This window comes from Mucilaginibacter sp., from assembly GCF_028288105.1.
Classification (GTDB): domain Bacteria; phylum Bacteroidota; class Bacteroidia; order Sphingobacteriales; family Sphingobacteriaceae; genus Mucilaginibacter.
On the sequence record NZ_JAQBOI010000141.1, the window covers coordinates 1 to 16,455 of the forward strand.

The following is a 16,455-nucleotide window of genomic DNA, read 5'->3' on the forward strand; positions in this document are numbered from 1 at the left end:
GAGGCATTAGCCCGCCACAAAAAACGTTTCGGGCCAATGGTGAACAATCCTAATTTCGGTACCCTGTTCGAGGGCTGGGGCATTGGCAAGGAAGGCTTCGGTGGCGGCACGGTAAACCATGCCTGGAGCGGCGGTGGCTTAACCGTTCTATCTCAGTATCTGTGCGGTATCGCCCCTGCTAATGCAGCTTATAAAACCATCCTGATCATGCCCCAACCCGGTTCGGTGAAATCGGCATCGGCACAAATAGCATCGTTGGTGGGTAAGGTAAGCAGCGCATTTACCAATTCACCTGATGTATTTACCCTAACAACAAGTATCCCGGCAGGCAGCAAAGGTATTATCGGCATCCCCAATAAAGGGTACCATAAAATATGGCTCAATGGCACTTTAATATGGCAGAGTGGAAAGTATCTGAATACAGCAAATGCTGATACCGGTGGTGATAATGATCACATCAAGTTTAAAGTAGCTTCGGGTAAGTGGAATTTTAAGGCGGTGAAGTAAGTTGAAGTTTGGGCTAAAGCCCACTTTTCTATTTTCTCTCTCCGTCCCATAAATGGGACGGCAATGAATAGGAATTATTAAAAATAACCTGTATTATCATTGCCGTTGGCTTTAGCCAACAGGTTACAAACAAAAACTTAAGGCTTTAGCCAAAATTCCGCCGTTGTTGGTTTGTCACCAACAACGGCGGAGGAAGTAAGAGAAACAGTTCTACTCCTTTTATGAGAGTGAATAAATACTTAAATTCGCTTTAAACATTACCGCCATGAAAACAGACTACGGAACCCTATCGCAAACCATAAATGGTTTAAAGGAAGAAGGATATACCCTCGATTTTAATATACAGGAAGACAGTCTTGTTTGTAACCATAGCAATACAGAACTATCACCCGATGAGTTTGAAATAGACGCGGTGTTCCGTTTTGAAGGGGAATCAAACCCGGATGATGAAGAAGTACTTTATGCTATATCTTCTACTAAAAGCAATGTAAAGGGCCTGCTGGTAAACGGTTATGGTATCTCTAACGATGCTACATCAGCAGCATTGGTGCAAAAATTAAAAACACATTTGTAGATTGTATCAATATTCATAACCACCCTGTCATTTCGAACGAGGTACGAGGAGAAATCTTTACAACAGACATAATGGCTTTGTATAATCCGGATATATGGTATAAAATATTCGTTCGAAATGACATTCGCACTTTTACGAAAAGTCGTTTATAACATTTTTGATACATACTCAATAATTCCCAAAAATCCAATAACATACCGGCTTTTTGTTTAATTATTATTCGTTCTAAATTGCTAAAAATGTGCAATTTATATAGCTAAGCATTAGTATAGTACTTAAACTTGCACTATGGATAATTTTATGGCCGCCAGGTCGCAAATGGCATTGTCCCTGGGCTTTCACATCATATTTTCGTGCATTGGAATGGTGATGCCATTCTTTATGGCGGTATCTCACTTTATATGGCTAAAAACCGGCAATCCGGTCTATCAAAATGTAACCAAAGCCTGGAGCAAGGGCGTGGCTATATTTTTCGCTACCGGCGCGGTATCCGGCACGGTGCTATCCTTTGAGCTGGGGCTGTTATGGCCAACCTTTATGAAACATGCCGGACCAATTTTTGGCATGCCCTTTTCGCTGGAAGGAACCGCCTTTTTTATAGAGGCAATAGCTTTAGGCTTTTTCCTGTATGGCTGGAACAGGTTTAACCGATGGTTTCATTGGTTTACAGGTGTTGTGGTGGGCGTAAGCGGTTTAATATCGGGCATACTGGTAGTTGCCGCCAACGCATGGATGAACAGTCCGTCCGGCTTCGACTTTGTGGATGGTAAATACCTGAACATCGACCCTATAAAAGCCATGTTTAACCCCGCATGGTTCTCGCAGGCCCTGCACATGTCTGTCGCGGCATTTGCGGCTACAGGCTTTGCCGTGGCGGGTGTACACGCGTTAATGATAATGCGAAAACGAAATGTAGGTTTCCATATGCCGGCTTTTAAAATAGCAGCCGTGTTTGGTGTAGTAGCTGCCATATTACAGCCATTAAGCGGCGATATATCGGCCAAAATGGTAGCAAAAAGGCAACCTGCCAAACTTGCCGCAATGGAAGCACATTTTAAAACAGAACCCTACTCCTCTCTTATTATTGGCGGCATCCCCGATATTAAAAATAAGAAGGTAGACTACGCCATTGAGCTGCCCGGCATGCTGAGCTTTATGGTGCATGACGATTTTAAAACACCTGTAACAGGCCTTGACCAGATCCCCGAGAAAGACCAGCCTCCTATAGCGGTTACGCATTATGCTTTCCAGCTAATGGTGGCTTTAGGTATGCTGATGATGGGCTTGGGTATAATATATTTGATTGCTATCTTCAAGAAAAAGAGTTGGTTTGATAAACGCTGGTTCCTTAAGCTGTTTATATGGGCAACTCCAATAGGCTTTATTGCCGTTGAGGCCGGATGGGCGGTTACCGAAGTTGGCCGCCAACCCTGGATAATACAAGGCGTTATGCGCACTGCCGATGCGGTTACCCCCATGCCTGGTATAGGTTATTCGTTTTACCTGTTTACAGCCGTATATTTCACGTTGAGCCTTGCGGTAATATTTTTGCTTTACAGGCAGATAAAAATGGTACCCGAGATTTATGATACTAAAACCGTTGCACATTAAATAGCAAACCCATGATGATATATGTTGTGATCGTTTTTTTATGGGTAGCCTTGCTGCTGTATCTTGTTATGGGCGGTGCCGATTTTGGTGCTGGCATAATTGAGATGTTTACGTCGAACAAAAATAAATCGCGCACCCGCAGGATAATGTATAACGCCATTGGGCCGATATGGGAGGCTAACCATATGTGGCTGATCATCGCTATTGTAATACTGTTTGTTGGTTTCCCTGTGATATATGCCACCATGTCTACTTATCTGCATATCCCGCTCACGGTGATGCTAATGGGCATTATAGCACGCGGCACAGCCCTCGCCTTCCGTAATTACGATGCGGTGCACGATAACATGCAAAAGGTTTACAACAAGATCTTTGTGTACTCCAGCTTTATTACGCCCCTGTTTTTGGGTATTATAGCAGGCAGCGCGGTATCCGGACGGGTTGATCCGCAGGCCACCAACTTTATGGATGCCTATGTATATAGCTGGCTCAACTGGTTCTCGGTGGCTATTGGCTTTTTCACGGTTGCGTTATGCGGATTTTTGGCTGCCATTTACCTTATTGGTGAAACCCACGACGATGCCGAACGCAAAAGCTTTATCCGCAAAGCGAAAATCATGAACGTAGCTGCTGTAGTAGCCGGTTCGGTTGTTTTTATCGCCTCGATAAAAGAGAACATTCCGCTGGTACAGTGGGTGTTTGGCAACTTTATTGGTATCGCCGCTGTAAGCGCGGCAAGCGTTTCCCTGATAGTTATGTGGTACCTTATCGCCAAAGGCAAACGCTTTATTATACGGGTGCTGGCCGGTTTCCAAATGACTATGATATTGCTCACCACCACGTACAAGCACTACCCAAATATTATTATCCTGAAAAACGGCGGGCACCTATCCCTCATTGATGACCAGGGTGCCGAGAAAACAATTCAATCGCTTGGGATAGCTTTACTGATTGGTAGTATATTTATCCTCCCCGCGCTGTTTTATTTGGTTTGGAGCTTTCAGCAGAAACCGGAACAGGTGGATAACGAGATGCATGGCCATTAAACAAAACAGCCACCACCATTCAGCAATGGCTGTTACTAAGTTGTATTAAGTTAACGTTAACAGTATCAGGCTAACACTAATTGCTCGGGCCGTTTAAATACAAGGCTTTTTACATCATCAAAATATGTTTGGGCCAGTTGGTCCCAACTTAATTGTTTACTGCACTGCAAGCCTTCGGTTGAAAATTGGGCGCTGAGCAGTTTATTGTTTAGTATCAGGTCAATTTTTTCTGCATAATCTGCCGCGTTATAGGGGCTGCATTTAAAACCGTTGATACCCTGTTCAATGAAATCTTTTGAGCCGCCGCCATCTGCAATAACACAAGGCAACCCCGATGCCATGGCTTCTACCACCACATTGCCATAAGTTTCAGATACAGATGGAAACAGGAAAACATCCGCAGACGCGTAAAAAACAGAGAGATACTGATGATCGATTTTACCTGTGAATATAGCTTTCTTCATCCGGGTTTCGCAGGTTTGGCGGGCAATACCATCTCCAACAACCAAAAAATTTATAGGTGTGGCCCTGGTTTGCATTTGATCATAAATAGCGAAAAGCGTTTCCAGGTTCTTCTCCCAAACCAAGCGACTGGCAAATATTATGGTTGGATTTTTATTGTTTGTAAGGCGCTGTATCAAGCTCGAATCCTTTTTGTCTGGCGAGAACAAACGCGTATCTATCCCCCGTTTCCAGATCTTCATTTTTGCGGAATAGATGCCCATTTCGCAAAGCTCTATTTTTATACTTTCAGATGGGACATACACCTTATCGCAACGGTTGTAAAAGCTTTTATGCTCAAGGGTTATCCTTTGCTTAATGGCTTTGATAAGAACCGGGGCGTATTTAAAATAATAATCTACGTAAGATATAAAATGGGTGTGGTAAATACTTATTACCGGTAAACCATTTCGGTTTGCATAATCTAACCCAAAATTCCCTAAAAAAGATGGTGTAGCGATATGAATAACATCGGCACCAAATTCTGCCAGCCTATTATTTAAACGGGTTTGTGCAAAAAAAGGCAGGCCTATAGAATAATTTGTGTTTATCGGCAGTGTTATAGCGGGTATTTTAAGGGAATCAAAGCCTAAAAGTTTATCGGGCCCCGCACCGTAAATAAACAGGTATTGGAATTTTGCAGTATCAACGCGGTTTATCAGCTGGAACATAGTGCGCACGGCACCGTCGAAGTCTTCAACCAGTATATCGGCAAAAAATGCGACTTTAACTTTTCTCAAACGTTCTCCCTTTCAATAGCTGCTGAATATTATTCTTCAAGTCCATCAGGATATAGAATGAGAATGCTGATTTTTGTGTTTAAGCCTTTGCCTAATACTTTTTTTAGCATCTCCATTAGGTTTTAGAGGGATGCGCGAAGCTACCCATATTACAAATGCCGCAATCAGAAGCATTGCCAGATCAAGCGATGAATATCCCATTTCCATTTGTTTTATATTATTAATACAATAAAGTTACGGGCTTTGTTTAACAAAAATGTTAAGGTTAAGTTATCAGATAAATAAGTATTATAGCTTGTTGGAATTAAGCTTTGGATTTTGGACTCACTATTACCCGCCCCTTATTTACACAAAGCTATATACCGTAAAAGTTTTTAAGGTTAAATAATTGTTACATTTCGTTAACGCTTAACAATTGCCCGGCTTGTTGTTCAGTTTGAATGAACAGCTTGTCTAAGTGATTGATGTATCGCTGTAAGTCGGTAGGTATATCAGCGTTTTTTTCTACATCATGAAAGTGGATACTTTCCAGCGGCTGCATACCGGTAAAGGCATTCATACGGTGAAAACCGAACAGCGCCCCTTCATCAACAGTACGCTCATTAAAGAACTCGCCGGGTAGCGTAAATGCCTCTTTAGGTGCATTCCATGATGAGGTAAGCAGGTACTTTTTACCATGCAGCATCCCTCCTGTACCATAATTAATGGCCGGATTGGCAGATGAACGGCCATCGCTATGGTATATACCATTCTGATGGCCTTCGGTAAATACCTCATCAATATACTTTTTAAACCCATGTGGTAATTGGAACCACCAAACCGGTGTATGATAAATAATTACATCGGCCCATTTGTAGTTCTCTACCTCCTGCTTAGAGTCATATACATGGTTAACATCTGTTGAGCGTACCTCAAACCCATCTTTATCAGAAAAATAGGCTATGGTAGTATCTAACAAAGTTTTGTTGAATTTACCACCTGAATGGCCAAAAACCTGACCGCCGTTTATTACAAATATGTTTTTCATTTTCTTATCTCTTTTAAATCTTACACAAAAATACCGTTCAATAGTCTACTATTAAAATAATATAAATCATACATTTGCATCATAATTATAATAGATAGAGTATGGTAAACTTTGAATGGTTCAGAACATTTAAAGCGATATATGAAACAGGTTCATTAACCGGCGCAGCCGAAGTCTTGTTTATTTCGCAACCTGGTGTAAGCTTGCACCTGAGTTCGTTAGAATCATATGTGGGCTATAAATTGTTCGACAGAAGCTCGCGCAAGATGGTATCGACTGAACGTGGGAAAGTGCTGTACAACTATATACAGGAGGCCGTTTGCAAGCTGGAAGATGCGGAAAGGCATTTTCATAAAAGCACTGAAAAAGATGTGCCGACAATTAGCATAGGTATGTGTTTTGAAACATTTCAGTTCACGTTAGAACCGTACCTGCCTACGCTGCCTTTTAACCTAATTATTAAATTTGGTGAGTACCCCCAAATGCTGAGCGATTTGGATAGTGGTATACTTGATATGATAATTACTCCGCAAAAAGGTGATTATAAAGGATTGGAGTATAAGCCATTTTTTAAAGAGAAAATTGTGATTGTTGCGGGTGCAAAAACAGAGACCAAAGAATTTAACAGCCTAAAAAAAATAAAAGATAAGACTGGGATATTAAACTGGCTAAAAACCCAAACCTGGTATGGTACCACAGGCGACATGGAACACCTAAGGCGCTTTTGGCATATCAACTTTGGCAAACGCCCCGATTTTAAACCCAATTATATTGTGCCCAATATGAGCTCTATACTCCGTTGCCTGAGCGGCGGTAACGGGCTTGCAGTTATTCCGGACTTTTTATCAAAAAAGGAATTGGATGCCGGCAATATAAAGGTGCTTTGGGAGGGCGATAATTTGATTGAAAACACTCTTTACTTTGGCACCAGAAAGAAATCGATATATACCGAACAAATTGAGCTAATAGAAAATATTTTTATCAAAGAGATGATTTAAGCGCGCTGATACTGATTATAACAAGCTTCCAAACCCTTTTCATTAAACTTTAGTGTAAATAAATCACCTATAAAACAGCTTGTTATGTTATTGAATTAAAAAATGAAATCATTTTTGTAATTCCGGGTTCAATTTTACATATTTGCAACCTCGAAAATAACAACTATTTTCAGCGCCTATAGCTCAGTTGGTTAGAGTAGAAGACTCATAATCTTTTGGTCCCTGGTTCGAGCCCAGGTGGGCGCACAAAGTCGACAAGTTCTACACCTTAAAAACCCTTAAATCGCTGATTTAAGGGTTTTTTCATTAATTACACTTTTAATAACCCTTCCTAAAGCCAAAGTTCTCGTTATCTATTCGATTATAAAACTCGCGCTGCTTCGCAGGATCGTAAAAAGCAGTCGCGTAAAAATCGGAATTAGTGCATAAAGTTATAAAAGCGGGTTGACGCCCCCCTTTCTGTTGTCAGGTTCAATCTTAATGATTGAAACATTCCAAATAATAATTAAAAATAAATTTGCGCAACCCAAAAGTTGCATATATATTTGCAACCTGTAGGTTGCTTAATTCAACTTTTAAAATGAACCCAGACATATTTCAGGCTATAGCCGACCCAACACGCCGGGCTATTTTAACCTTAATTGCTATCCAGGCATTAACGCCAAATGCCATGGCAGAAAAATTTGATATGAGCCGGCAGGCGGTATCGAAACATATTAAAGTGTTACAGGAATGCGAATTAATTAAACCGGAGCCGTCTGGCAGAGAAATTCATTATCACTTCAATGCAAAAAAAATGCAGGAATTTGACCACTGGTTAGCCCAATTCAGACAAAACTGGGAAACTCAATTCAATCAACTTGACGAACTATTAACAACAATTAAAGAACAGAAATAATGAACAATGATTTGCTATTTGATTTTAACGTTGACAAAACAGCGAAAACGGTATTTATAACCCGGGAATTTAATGCCGGACATTCTTTGGTATGGGATGCTTTTACCAAACCAGAACTACTGGACCAATGGGGAGCACCTGCACCGATGCGCGCCAAAACCAAGTATATGGATTTTAAAGTGGGTGGGCGCCGGTTTTATGCGATGATAAGCCCCGACGGGCAGGAGCGTTGGGCGATACAGGAATTTACTTCCATTACCCCGAAAACTAATTTTAAGATGTACAATGCGTTTGCAGATAAGGACGAAAATCGTGAACTGCCGGGTTCGGAGTGGGATTACAATTTCAGCGAACAAAATGGTATAACCAAAGTGAGCATTACCATTTTTAATGAATCGTTTGAGCGATTGGAGAAATTATTGGAAGGCTTCAAAATAGGCTTCACCATGACCTTGAAAAACCTGGAAGAACTATTGTCAACTTTATCGCATAAATAACCAGAAGAAAATTTACAATTAAATTGACAACGGCGGCGCTGAAACCGAAAAACGTAAGCAGAAAAAATTAACCATTAAAAATAAGAATTATGAGAACAATTAATCCCTGGATCAACTTCAATGGCAATGCCGAAGAAGCGTTCACTTTTTACAAATCAGTTTTTGGCGGAGAGTTCGCAAAGATCGTTCGTTTCAAAGACCTGTCAAGCGCTGAATTCACAGTAGCAGAAAACGAAGCAAATAAAATAATGACCATTGCTTTGCCCATTGGCAAACACAATGTATTAATGGCCAATGACGTTCCCGAATTTATGGGACGGGTAAACGAAAACGAAAACAGGTCTAAAATAGTAGTGAATGCAGAAAGTCGTGAAGAAGCAGACAAAATATTTAACGGGTTATCAGCAGGTGGAGATATTGAAGGGTCCATCGGCGACAGTCCATGGGGTACCTACGCCGGCATGTTCAGAGACAAATATGGTATTGAATGGATCGTTGAATTTGACCCCAGTTATAACGGATAAATTTAATCGAAGAAAAGCTTTAACGGGGAGCAATAATGGGTGTTTTTAGCTTCATTGAAAAATGCAGCAAGGACCTTGCGGTCCGTGATGACCTGCTTTGCACCGTTATAGGTAAGCCTAGGGTGGTCAACCAATGAAAGGTCGCAGAACATCCAGAAAGGCGAGTTCATTGACATATTTCGTTCTGTACAGACGATCGATGGGACGGCTTAACTTCTCGTACCACTTAAGAATACTGAAATTCATCCGGTTGAACATATGGTAAATATTGTACAATGATGGTTAGTGTAGTGATAACGGCTACGCCCACAAGGTTTAGGACGACAATCGAACTTTTCTTCATTGTCCTTTCTTTTAGATTTAGACCGGGGAGCCGGTTGACATGCATAAATTAACTTATTTTATTAAATTTCAAAACAGGAAACAGAGTTGAGGTGAAATAAAGATTAGACAATCTATTCAATATAATTTTAGACTTTACCAAAAACCTAAATACATAGTTCTAAAGATTCAAATAGTTTAATATGTAAACCTAAATGAGAAAACATAGGTAAAATACTGTGTATTTTATGTTCCAATTTTGTTCCATTAAATATTATTTAATTTTTTAATTATAAGTAAATTTAAGTCAAATATTTCAAGACATATCTTATATAGAAATGAGTGAACAGGACTATTTAAAACAAGCGTTGCCATGACATATTGAAAACCATCCTGTTAAGCCCTAAGATTAAGAATGTTTCAGTATGCTATCCGAAGATATAAATTTGATAGATATGTATTGTTTAACGAAAAAGTGACAATAATTGAAAATGCTTCCAAAGAGTTTATCGTGCGTGTTTTAGACAACCTAAAAGATGTAAAATAGTTAAACCTAAAAATAAGGCCATGAAAAAGTATTCAATTACATTAATCCTTTTAATTAATATAGGAATAATAAGTTGTAACAAGGACAACAACATCAATAGTAGCAGTATAAAAATACCAAATACAAAAACCGATTTACCACAAGAACGAGCAGCCACCATAGGCCTCTGTTCCAACTTGCCGGCGAGCATGAGGGACGGCCTGGTTGCCTATTATCCTTTCTGCGGAAACGCTAATGATGTAAGCAGTAATAACAACAATCCATCTTTTAACAAAGCTTCTTTAATTCCCGACAGGTTCGGAAATCCTAATAGCGCTTATTGTTTTAATGGGAAAGATGAGTTCATAAAAGGGCCTGCAGACAACTTCCCCACTAATAGCCGAACAATTTCGATTTGGTTCAAAGCTGCCAGTTTAATACCTCATAATACCCTTTTAGCATATGGAGGTGGCATTTGTGGGACGTCTTTCTTGTTATTCTTAAATCATGGGCCACAGCCAAACGCCTATGCCGTTACAGGCCACTGTGAATTCAATAATTGTTTTACCAATTCCCACTATCCTCCCTCCGGATGGAACAATTGGATTATTTCGACGGGAAATGGAGCAACTAAGTTTTATCTCAATGGGGAACTTATACATACTTGTAGCGACGTAAGCTTCAGCAATACAGATGTTACAGGAAAAGACTTTTCCTTTGGTGTAAGTGTGGGCCCGGAGGGGAAAGCTCCTTACACAGATACTACCATCGATTACTTTAATGGCTATTTAGATGATATAGTGATTTATAACAGAGTCCTTTCAGATACTGAAGCCCAAAACCTGTATCAATACTTCAAGGATGGTTCACTTTCCAGTTAACTTTTGTGACTCCGGAACTCCTACTGGCTGGCGGTGGATTTCGCTGACGTCTTCTACCTCTCCATAAAGAAAGGCGATAAAGAAGTTGTCGCCGAGGCGGATAAAGTCCCGGTCAGGATCGGCTTGCATCAGCTTTCCGCCTAATACTTCAAGATAAAACTGATTGATATTGTCCATGTCTTTGCGGGGAACCAGCACCGAGGAATGATTGCCGAAAATTACTTTGGTCATAACGCTTTTGATTTTTGATAAGCAAATAAGGTACTGATCCCGGCCAGCAGCGAGAACGCCGCGGCAAATGGGAAGAAATAAATAAATTCCACGATGGCCATAAAAACCAGAAACAGCCCCAATAAAAGTATTATGCCGCGTACCGGCGTTGATGACAACAGCCACAATAAGATGCTGATCAGCAAGAGTACGCCGATCATGATAAAACCATAGCCATTAAAAAAGGAGGCCAGTGTTAATGACCTTCCCATGAAATCAAAGTGTTCGTTTTCCATGCCGGTAACAACAGCAGCCACACGGGCGTTCGGCGCGTTTTTCCAGGTCAGCGCACCCATGGTGTGCCCTAATGTATGCAACAGCATGAGGACGGCTGCGATCCTTAATGCGATTTTCATTGGTCTGCGAATTGTTTATACAGGTTCATAATCTCACCCCAGCCTTGATCCATGCTTTCCACTACTTTGCCGTTACCCAGCTTGTGCAGGTCTTTATGCTCGAATTTGACGCGGGTGGTTGTAGGTCCTTCGGGAATAAATTCGGTAACAACTTCAGTAATGAGGTTAGGGTTGCATTTGAAATCGCCGTCTATCTGCCATGCCAATACGAGAAGATCATAAGGCTGATAGGTCATCACATAGCCGACATTTGCCTCGCTACCGTCGGCATGTTTGGAATACCATCGGCCATCCACGTGCGGTTCAACGACCATTTCGGTCAGCTCGGCGCTGCCGATATGGTGGGTGCGCGGCCACCACAAATCTATTTTGCGGGTGAATACTTCAAAAGCAGTCTGCTGCGAGGCTTCGACCGTAAATTCTTTTTTGATGGAGGTCAGATTGATGGTTTGCATATTATTTTTTGTCTTTTTCGGTTTGTTCGGCCAGTGCTTTGAAATTGGTTAAGGCATCCTCCCAGAACTGGTCTAAATAGTTTCTCATGGCTATTATCCCGTCGCGGTTGAGTTTATAAATATTGTTATTGCCTACCGTTTTCAGAGTGATCAGCTTGGCTTCTTTCAGTACTTTGAGGTGCTGTGACACGGCGGGGCGGCTGATGGGTAAGCCATCCGCGATATCCACCACGGCCATTGGCCGGTGCTGTAGTTTTTCGAAGATTGCCCGGCGGGTTGGATCGCCCAGCGCATTAAAAGCTAATTGACTATTCATATTTTTATTAGTAAGTAATAACTTACGGTAAGTACAAACTTACTAATTGTTTTTAACAATGCAATACCTGAATTAAAAAAAGCCAAATGCAAGGCACCTGGCTTATGGATCAGCTGTTTTTATTGGCTTGTTTTCTAATCCTTAATTTTTTTTGTAAACTATTATTTTTTTACCTGTATCGGTATATCAGGCAACCGGATAACCCGGTGACTATATTTGGCATCATTTTCAGAGTGTGTAACCATTATGATAGTTGTCCCGTCTTTATTCAGTTCGTCAAGTAAGTCCATAACTTCCTTGCCGTTGTCATGGTCTAAATTTGCTGTTGGCTCGTCTGCAAGTATCAATTTAGGCCTGTTCACTACCGCCCTTGCCAGTGCAACGCGCTGCTGCTGACCACCAGATAATTGCTGTGGATAGGTTTTTCGACGCTGATCGATATGCATTCTATCCAATATTTCCTCGGTCCGCTTTACACGTACTGAAGTTGATAAACCGGTGTAGATCATTGGAAGTTCCACATTTTCAAAAATGGTCAGATCATCGATCAAATTAAAATTCTGGAATAAAAAGCCGACATTTTGCTTACGCAGGTTTGCGCGTTTACGCTCATTAAAATGAGTTACTTCAACGCCGTTGAAAACATAGCTTCCGCTATCGGGATCGTCAAGAAACCCTAAGATATTCAGCAAGGTTGATTTCCCGCAGCCTGATGGGCCCATAATCGCTACAAATTCGCCTTCATCAACCTCGATGGATATTTTGTTTAATGCCACGATATCCAGTTCATCAATATGGTAGCATTTTCCGATATCAGAGATCTTTATCATATGCTTCAGATTTTAGAGGGTTAAAATCAATATAAAGCTAACGTTGTTCGGTGTTCTATTTTTTTTAATCGACAAACTAAGATAGGTAAAATGCTACAAATCAAGGTCAATATACTATCAAAATCACTCTTTATGCGTGCCCCAGGCCCGGCTGCCTGATTCGAAGGCATACAGTTATTTATATTTTCATTCTGTTCCAGTTCGAACAGCTTTTGGAGGATAGTCCCCGGTCATAATTCAATGATAAGGTTACCAAATATAAATGGAAGAGCAATAGCCGGCAGGTGGCTTATGGGAGTCGAACCCTACCGCTTACACGGTTTCACCAGACGAAGTATCACCTGCCTACGGCACAGTAGAGAAGGGCGCCTATTTTCGCCAAAAAACGGCTTTTAAAGGTAAAAAAACGCCTCTGTTTAATATAGGTAAGGGATGGTGCGGGGATAGCACCGACCATAAGCTCAAAAAAACCGGATCACTCCGGACTTTTTGTTTTGGGGGTGGCAGAAATTATTGGAATTTAATATCCCGGAGGTCTATCGACACAATGATTGGGCTATCGGGTTTTGGCCTGTTGTCATCACCTACCAGGTACACCACGCGTTTGGTAGCCAGTTTAATTCCCTGGTACTCCTTGTAATCCGAAAGGTAGTGTGCACAGGGCACGCTGCCGGCCACATCTACCCGGTAATCTAAACGTTTGATAAATCCTTCGCTGTTGATGTAAAAGGTTTGCTCGGGGCTATGGGTATGAATATCTTTTGGCCACGTTACTTTTAGTGTACGCAACACCTCGCCATTTTCTTCCCACTGTTCGCCTTCGCTTAGTTCGAAACCGGGGCGGGTGAACTGGTAGGGCGTGTTAATATAGTTCCAGGTGGCATAGCCGGTAAAATAAGCCAACTGCAGCGGTGTCCATTCGGTGTCCCAAACGTGGCCGGCAAAAGATGCCCGCGGATTGTATAATTCGGCAATCGTATCGCCATTTGCAGATTCAATCGCTATCTTATCGGGCGTATAGGCCGTGTGCCACTGATCGTTGGGAATATGTGAGGTTTTCTGTTCTAAAAGGTTAACCTTTACGCCTACCTCATCAATAGTGCCGCCATGCCCTTTCATGGCCCACAACTCACCGCTATTTATAAAACGGGCGGTGAATGTGTTGAATTTGCGCCATTGATCAAGGCCGCCCTGGGCTTCAATAGCTAACTTTAATAATTCGTTCATGATATTTTACTGTTTAGTTTTGTTATTTGTTACTCAAAGGTATTGGCGCACCATGTGCTCAGCAATCAACAAGTAAGTGAAGCGGGCAATGTTGTAGCCGAACCAGCCATATCCTACCCCGAAGAATTACATAAATATACCATTAAGCTATCTGATTGATATATAAAGAGTTGAGCTATCTCCTAATGGCTAATGCAGAAGGCCTATATAAAAGAAATTCCAGAGGGGAAGCATGGCTTGCGTAAAAAAAAATATGTGAAAAAATTTGCGTAATCAAATGATTACATATATTATTGCGTAATCATTTGATTACGCAATATGTCGGCAATAGCAAGAAGAGACGTTTTTCAGGCAATATCAGATCCAACCCGTAGGGAGATCATCAGCCTTATCGCTTACCAACCTATGAATTTAAATGCCATTGCAGATAAGTTTGCTATCAGCAGACCGGCTATTTCCAATCATATTAAAATATTGACCGAGTGCGGCATGGTGGTTATCACCCGGCAAGGGCGCGAGCGTTTTTGCGAGGCCAAATTGGATACGCTGGGCGAGGTATCGACCTGGATAGATCAGTATAGGAAGTTTTGGGTAGAGAAATTGGATTCATTGGATAGATATATCAACAAAGTTCACAACAAAGAATAAACCGACATGACAGACCAAACTAACAAAGGGCCGGAACTAAAAATAGTGAGGCATTTTAACGCTCCAAAAGAAGTAGTATTTGATGCATTTGCCGATAAAGATGCAATGGCCGAATGGTGGGGCCCTTCTGGTATGCCCGCTACCGTTGTAAAATTTGAATTTAAACCGGGCGGCGAATATCACTACAAATTAGAAGGCAACGGACAGATTATGTGGGGACTTTTTAAATATCTTAATATAAACCGTGCCGATTTGATCGAGTTTGTGAGTTCGTTTTCTGATGAGCAGGGTAATGTTTGCAAATCACCGTTCCCAATGGATTTTCCGTTAGAGATATTTAACAAGGTTACTTTTGATGAAAATAATGGCCGTACAACGCTAACGCTTCAAGGCCACCCCATAAATGCCACTGATGAGCAAAAAGCAACCTATGCTTCCATTACGGCTAATATGGAGCAAGGCTTTAAAGGAACATTTGATCAATTAGAAAGATACCTTAGTGCTAAATACAATTGATTTATTGCCGCTTTGACCAATAAGAAATAAGTCCTTTTCCGCATTAGGTTCAGCCCCATCATTTACCCCCGTGTAATCTTTAAAACCTGTACGAGTTCTAATCTCGTTCCGGATGTTTGTATATTTAATCCCAAAAAATGAAATATCTAAAAATCTACAGAATTATATCTATTGTAGCTTATTCTGTGATCATATTGAAGGGGCAAATGATAGGACTACCTTTCCTGCTTTGGCTTGCCTTCACTGTTTTTGATTTCGGTAATATAGATCAATTATTTGCGTTTTTGGCGGTATTGGGGTTGATACTTATTTTTCGAAATTGGAACAAAACCAGGACACAGAAAATTCTATTTGTCGATTTTGTTTGTTTTCTCCTCTTAGCAACTCCAATAATTGGCCGTTTAAATGCAGTGCCTTTAACTCTGTTTAATTATGGCGCTTTTATTATTCCAACGGCGGCTTTTGTGCTGTGCTATGTTATATCATTAGCCTATTCTTGTAAACAATACTTAGTTTCCGAGAAGGAATGCGTAGAAAGGAAGGGTTATGGCGGTAGCGAGGATTAGTAATTAAAGCACACGCGATACGCATGCAGCAGCAAGGGAATAGTAATTTCAATTGATGATAAACGTCATTTTTAAACAGGTGCAAGATCATACCTATCATTAACGTAATGATGGATTTTTGTGATAGATAAGATTTACTTACACTAAAAATTTAATCATGAAAAAACTACATCTTTTATTATTAATGATCGTAACGCTTACAACAAGTGTTACGATAGGTGCTTTTGCACAAACCACAAGGGATACTACCCAGAAAATATTCATCAATGCCAAAGGCGGAATACATAACCACGGTGGAACGAAACTTGGCTATATCGATAAAAACAACATGGTAAGGGACAATACCGGCAAGGAATTGTATTTTATTAATAAAGCCGGCTATGTTATTAGCTCCGACGGACGGAAATTAGGTATGGCAAAAAAGAATGGGTCATACTATAGTATCAACGGCGAGAATGTCCTGAACACAAAAGATATTGATAATAATAACTGCGCCATTTTAGATCTGAAGGGCCATAATTTCGGAACAGCGCATAAGAATTATAAACTTCACGCTTGTGCTGCACATTGCTATTGGTTAATGAAAGCAAAAGAAAAGGCGGCGAAGAAATCTTAATTTA

The 16,455-nt window shown here is 40.9% G+C and carries 21 protein-coding genes and 1 tRNA gene; 14 read left to right on the forward strand and 8 right to left on the reverse strand.

All coding sequences use genetic code 11. From position 1 onward, the window contains the following. The 4 genes from JWQ85_RS09710 to JWQ85_RS09725 form a co-directional block, all read left to right on the forward strand. Positions 1–507, forward strand: a 507-nt coding sequence (locus tag JWQ85_RS09710) for an alpha-L-rhamnosidase C-terminal domain-containing protein (protein WP_299467357.1), incomplete at its 5' end; no start/stop codon positions are given. A 265-nt stretch (positions 508–772) separates the two neighbouring features. Then, positions 773–1,081 (forward strand): phosphoribosylpyrophosphate synthetase, encoded by a 309-nt coding sequence (locus tag JWQ85_RS09715; RefSeq protein ID WP_299467359.1) that lies wholly within the window; start codon positions 773–775, stop codon positions 1,079–1,081. Positions 1,082–1,369: 288 nt separating this feature from the next. After that, positions 1,370–2,692 carry a cytochrome ubiquinol oxidase subunit I gene (locus JWQ85_RS09720; protein WP_299467361.1) on the forward strand — a complete coding sequence of 441 codons (1,323 nt, stop codon included), beginning with the start codon at positions 1,370–1,372 and terminating at the stop codon, positions 2,690–2,692. Positions 2,693–2,706: 14 nt separating this feature from the next. Next, complete coding sequence (locus JWQ85_RS09725; RefSeq protein ID WP_299467421.1) at positions 2,707–3,738, forward strand: cytochrome d ubiquinol oxidase subunit II; 1,032 nt, start codon at positions 2,707–2,709, stop codon at positions 3,736–3,738. Positions 3,739–3,803: 65 nt separating this feature from the next. Here JWQ85_RS09725 and JWQ85_RS09730 read toward each other — a convergent pair whose 3' ends face one another. Further along, on the reverse strand, positions 3,804–4,979 hold the full coding sequence (locus JWQ85_RS09730; protein WP_299467363.1) for a glycosyltransferase: 1,176 nt from the start codon (positions 4,977–4,979) through the stop codon (positions 3,804–3,806). 391 nt (positions 4,980–5,370) lie between these two features. Next, positions 5,371–6,006, reverse strand: a complete 636-nt coding sequence (locus tag JWQ85_RS09735) for an NAD(P)H-dependent oxidoreductase (RefSeq protein ID WP_299467365.1) — start codon at positions 6,004–6,006, stop codon at positions 5,371–5,373. A 101-nt stretch (positions 6,007–6,107) separates the two neighbouring features. On the opposite strand from JWQ85_RS09735, the gene JWQ85_RS09740 reads away from it, so the two are divergent. The 6 genes from JWQ85_RS09740 (at position 6,108) to JWQ85_RS09765 (ending at position 10,651) form a co-directional block, all read left to right on the forward strand. Then, a complete protein-coding gene (locus tag JWQ85_RS09740) occupies positions 6,108–7,004 on the forward strand; it encodes a LysR family transcriptional regulator (RefSeq protein WP_299467367.1) in 897 nt (298 codons plus the stop codon). 172 nt (positions 7,005–7,176) lie between these two features. Next, positions 7,177–7,250, forward strand: a tRNA-Ile gene (locus JWQ85_RS09745). A 334-nt stretch (positions 7,251–7,584) separates the two neighbouring features. Beyond that, positions 7,585–7,902, forward strand: coding sequence for a helix-turn-helix transcriptional regulator (locus tag JWQ85_RS09750; RefSeq protein ID WP_299467369.1), 318 nt, complete (start codon positions 7,585–7,587; stop codon positions 7,900–7,902). Next, on the forward strand, positions 7,902–8,399 hold the full coding sequence (locus JWQ85_RS09755) for an SRPBCC domain-containing protein (protein ID WP_299467371.1): 498 nt from the start codon (positions 7,902–7,904) through the stop codon (positions 8,397–8,399). The genes JWQ85_RS09750 and JWQ85_RS09755 overlap by 1 nt, the downstream gene beginning before the upstream one ends. Before the next feature lie 89 nt (positions 8,400–8,488). Next, on the forward strand, positions 8,489–8,923 hold the full coding sequence (locus JWQ85_RS09760; protein ID WP_299467373.1) for a VOC family protein: 435 nt from the start codon (positions 8,489–8,491) through the stop codon (positions 8,921–8,923). Positions 8,924–9,811: 888 nt separating this feature from the next. Continuing rightward, positions 9,812–10,651 carry a LamG domain-containing protein gene (locus JWQ85_RS09765; RefSeq protein ID WP_299467375.1) on the forward strand — a complete coding sequence of 280 codons (840 nt, stop codon included), beginning with the start codon at positions 9,812–9,814 and terminating at the stop codon, positions 10,649–10,651. Here JWQ85_RS09765 and JWQ85_RS09770 read toward each other — a convergent pair. From JWQ85_RS09770 to JWQ85_RS09795, 6 genes are all read right to left on the reverse strand, one after another. Further along, on the reverse strand, positions 10,637–10,882 hold the full coding sequence (locus JWQ85_RS09770; protein WP_299467377.1) for a hypothetical protein: 246 nt from the start codon (positions 10,880–10,882) through the stop codon (positions 10,637–10,639). The genes JWQ85_RS09765 and JWQ85_RS09770 overlap by 15 nt on opposite strands. Beyond that, on the reverse strand, positions 10,879–11,277 hold the full coding sequence (locus JWQ85_RS09775; RefSeq protein WP_299467379.1) for a hypothetical protein: 399 nt from the start codon (positions 11,275–11,277) through the stop codon (positions 10,879–10,881). The genes JWQ85_RS09770 and JWQ85_RS09775 overlap by 4 nt, the downstream gene beginning before the upstream one ends. Beyond that, on the reverse strand, positions 11,274–11,732 hold the full coding sequence (locus JWQ85_RS09780; protein WP_299467380.1) for an SRPBCC family protein: 459 nt from the start codon (positions 11,730–11,732) through the stop codon (positions 11,274–11,276). The genes JWQ85_RS09775 and JWQ85_RS09780 overlap by 4 nt, the downstream gene beginning before the upstream one ends. Position 11,733: 1 nt before the next feature. After that, positions 11,734–12,048 carry a helix-turn-helix transcriptional regulator gene (locus JWQ85_RS09785; protein ID WP_299467382.1) on the reverse strand — a complete coding sequence of 105 codons (315 nt, stop codon included), beginning with the start codon at positions 12,046–12,048 and terminating at the stop codon, positions 11,734–11,736. A gap of 161 nt (positions 12,049–12,209) precedes the next feature. Further along, positions 12,210–12,878, reverse strand: coding sequence for an ABC transporter ATP-binding protein (locus JWQ85_RS09790; protein WP_299467384.1), 669 nt, complete (start codon positions 12,876–12,878; stop codon positions 12,210–12,212). A 510-nt stretch (positions 12,879–13,388) separates the two neighbouring features. Further along, positions 13,389–14,105 (reverse strand): hypothetical protein, encoded by a 717-nt coding sequence (locus JWQ85_RS09795; protein WP_299467386.1) that lies wholly within the window; start codon positions 14,103–14,105, stop codon positions 13,389–13,391. Between the two features lie 318 nt (positions 14,106–14,423). Here JWQ85_RS09795 and JWQ85_RS09800 point away from each other — a divergent pair, with 318 nt between their 5' ends. The 4 genes from JWQ85_RS09800 (at position 14,424) to JWQ85_RS09815 (ending at position 16,451) form a co-directional block, all read left to right on the forward strand. Further along, a complete protein-coding gene (locus JWQ85_RS09800) occupies positions 14,424–14,753 on the forward strand; it encodes a helix-turn-helix transcriptional regulator (protein WP_299467388.1) in 330 nt (109 codons plus the stop codon). A gap of 6 nt (positions 14,754–14,759) precedes the next feature. Continuing rightward, positions 14,760–15,269 carry an SRPBCC domain-containing protein gene (locus JWQ85_RS09805; RefSeq protein WP_299467390.1) on the forward strand — a complete coding sequence of 170 codons (510 nt, stop codon included), beginning with the start codon at positions 14,760–14,762 and terminating at the stop codon, positions 15,267–15,269. A gap of 137 nt (positions 15,270–15,406) precedes the next feature. Further along, a complete protein-coding gene (locus JWQ85_RS09810; RefSeq protein ID WP_299467392.1) occupies positions 15,407–15,835 on the forward strand; it encodes a hypothetical protein in 429 nt (142 codons plus the stop codon). A gap of 157 nt (positions 15,836–15,992) precedes the next feature. After that, on the forward strand, positions 15,993–16,451 hold the full coding sequence (locus tag JWQ85_RS09815) for a 5-fold beta-flower protein (protein WP_299467394.1): 459 nt from the start codon (positions 15,993–15,995) through the stop codon (positions 16,449–16,451). Positions 16,452–16,455 lie beyond the last annotated feature (4 nt).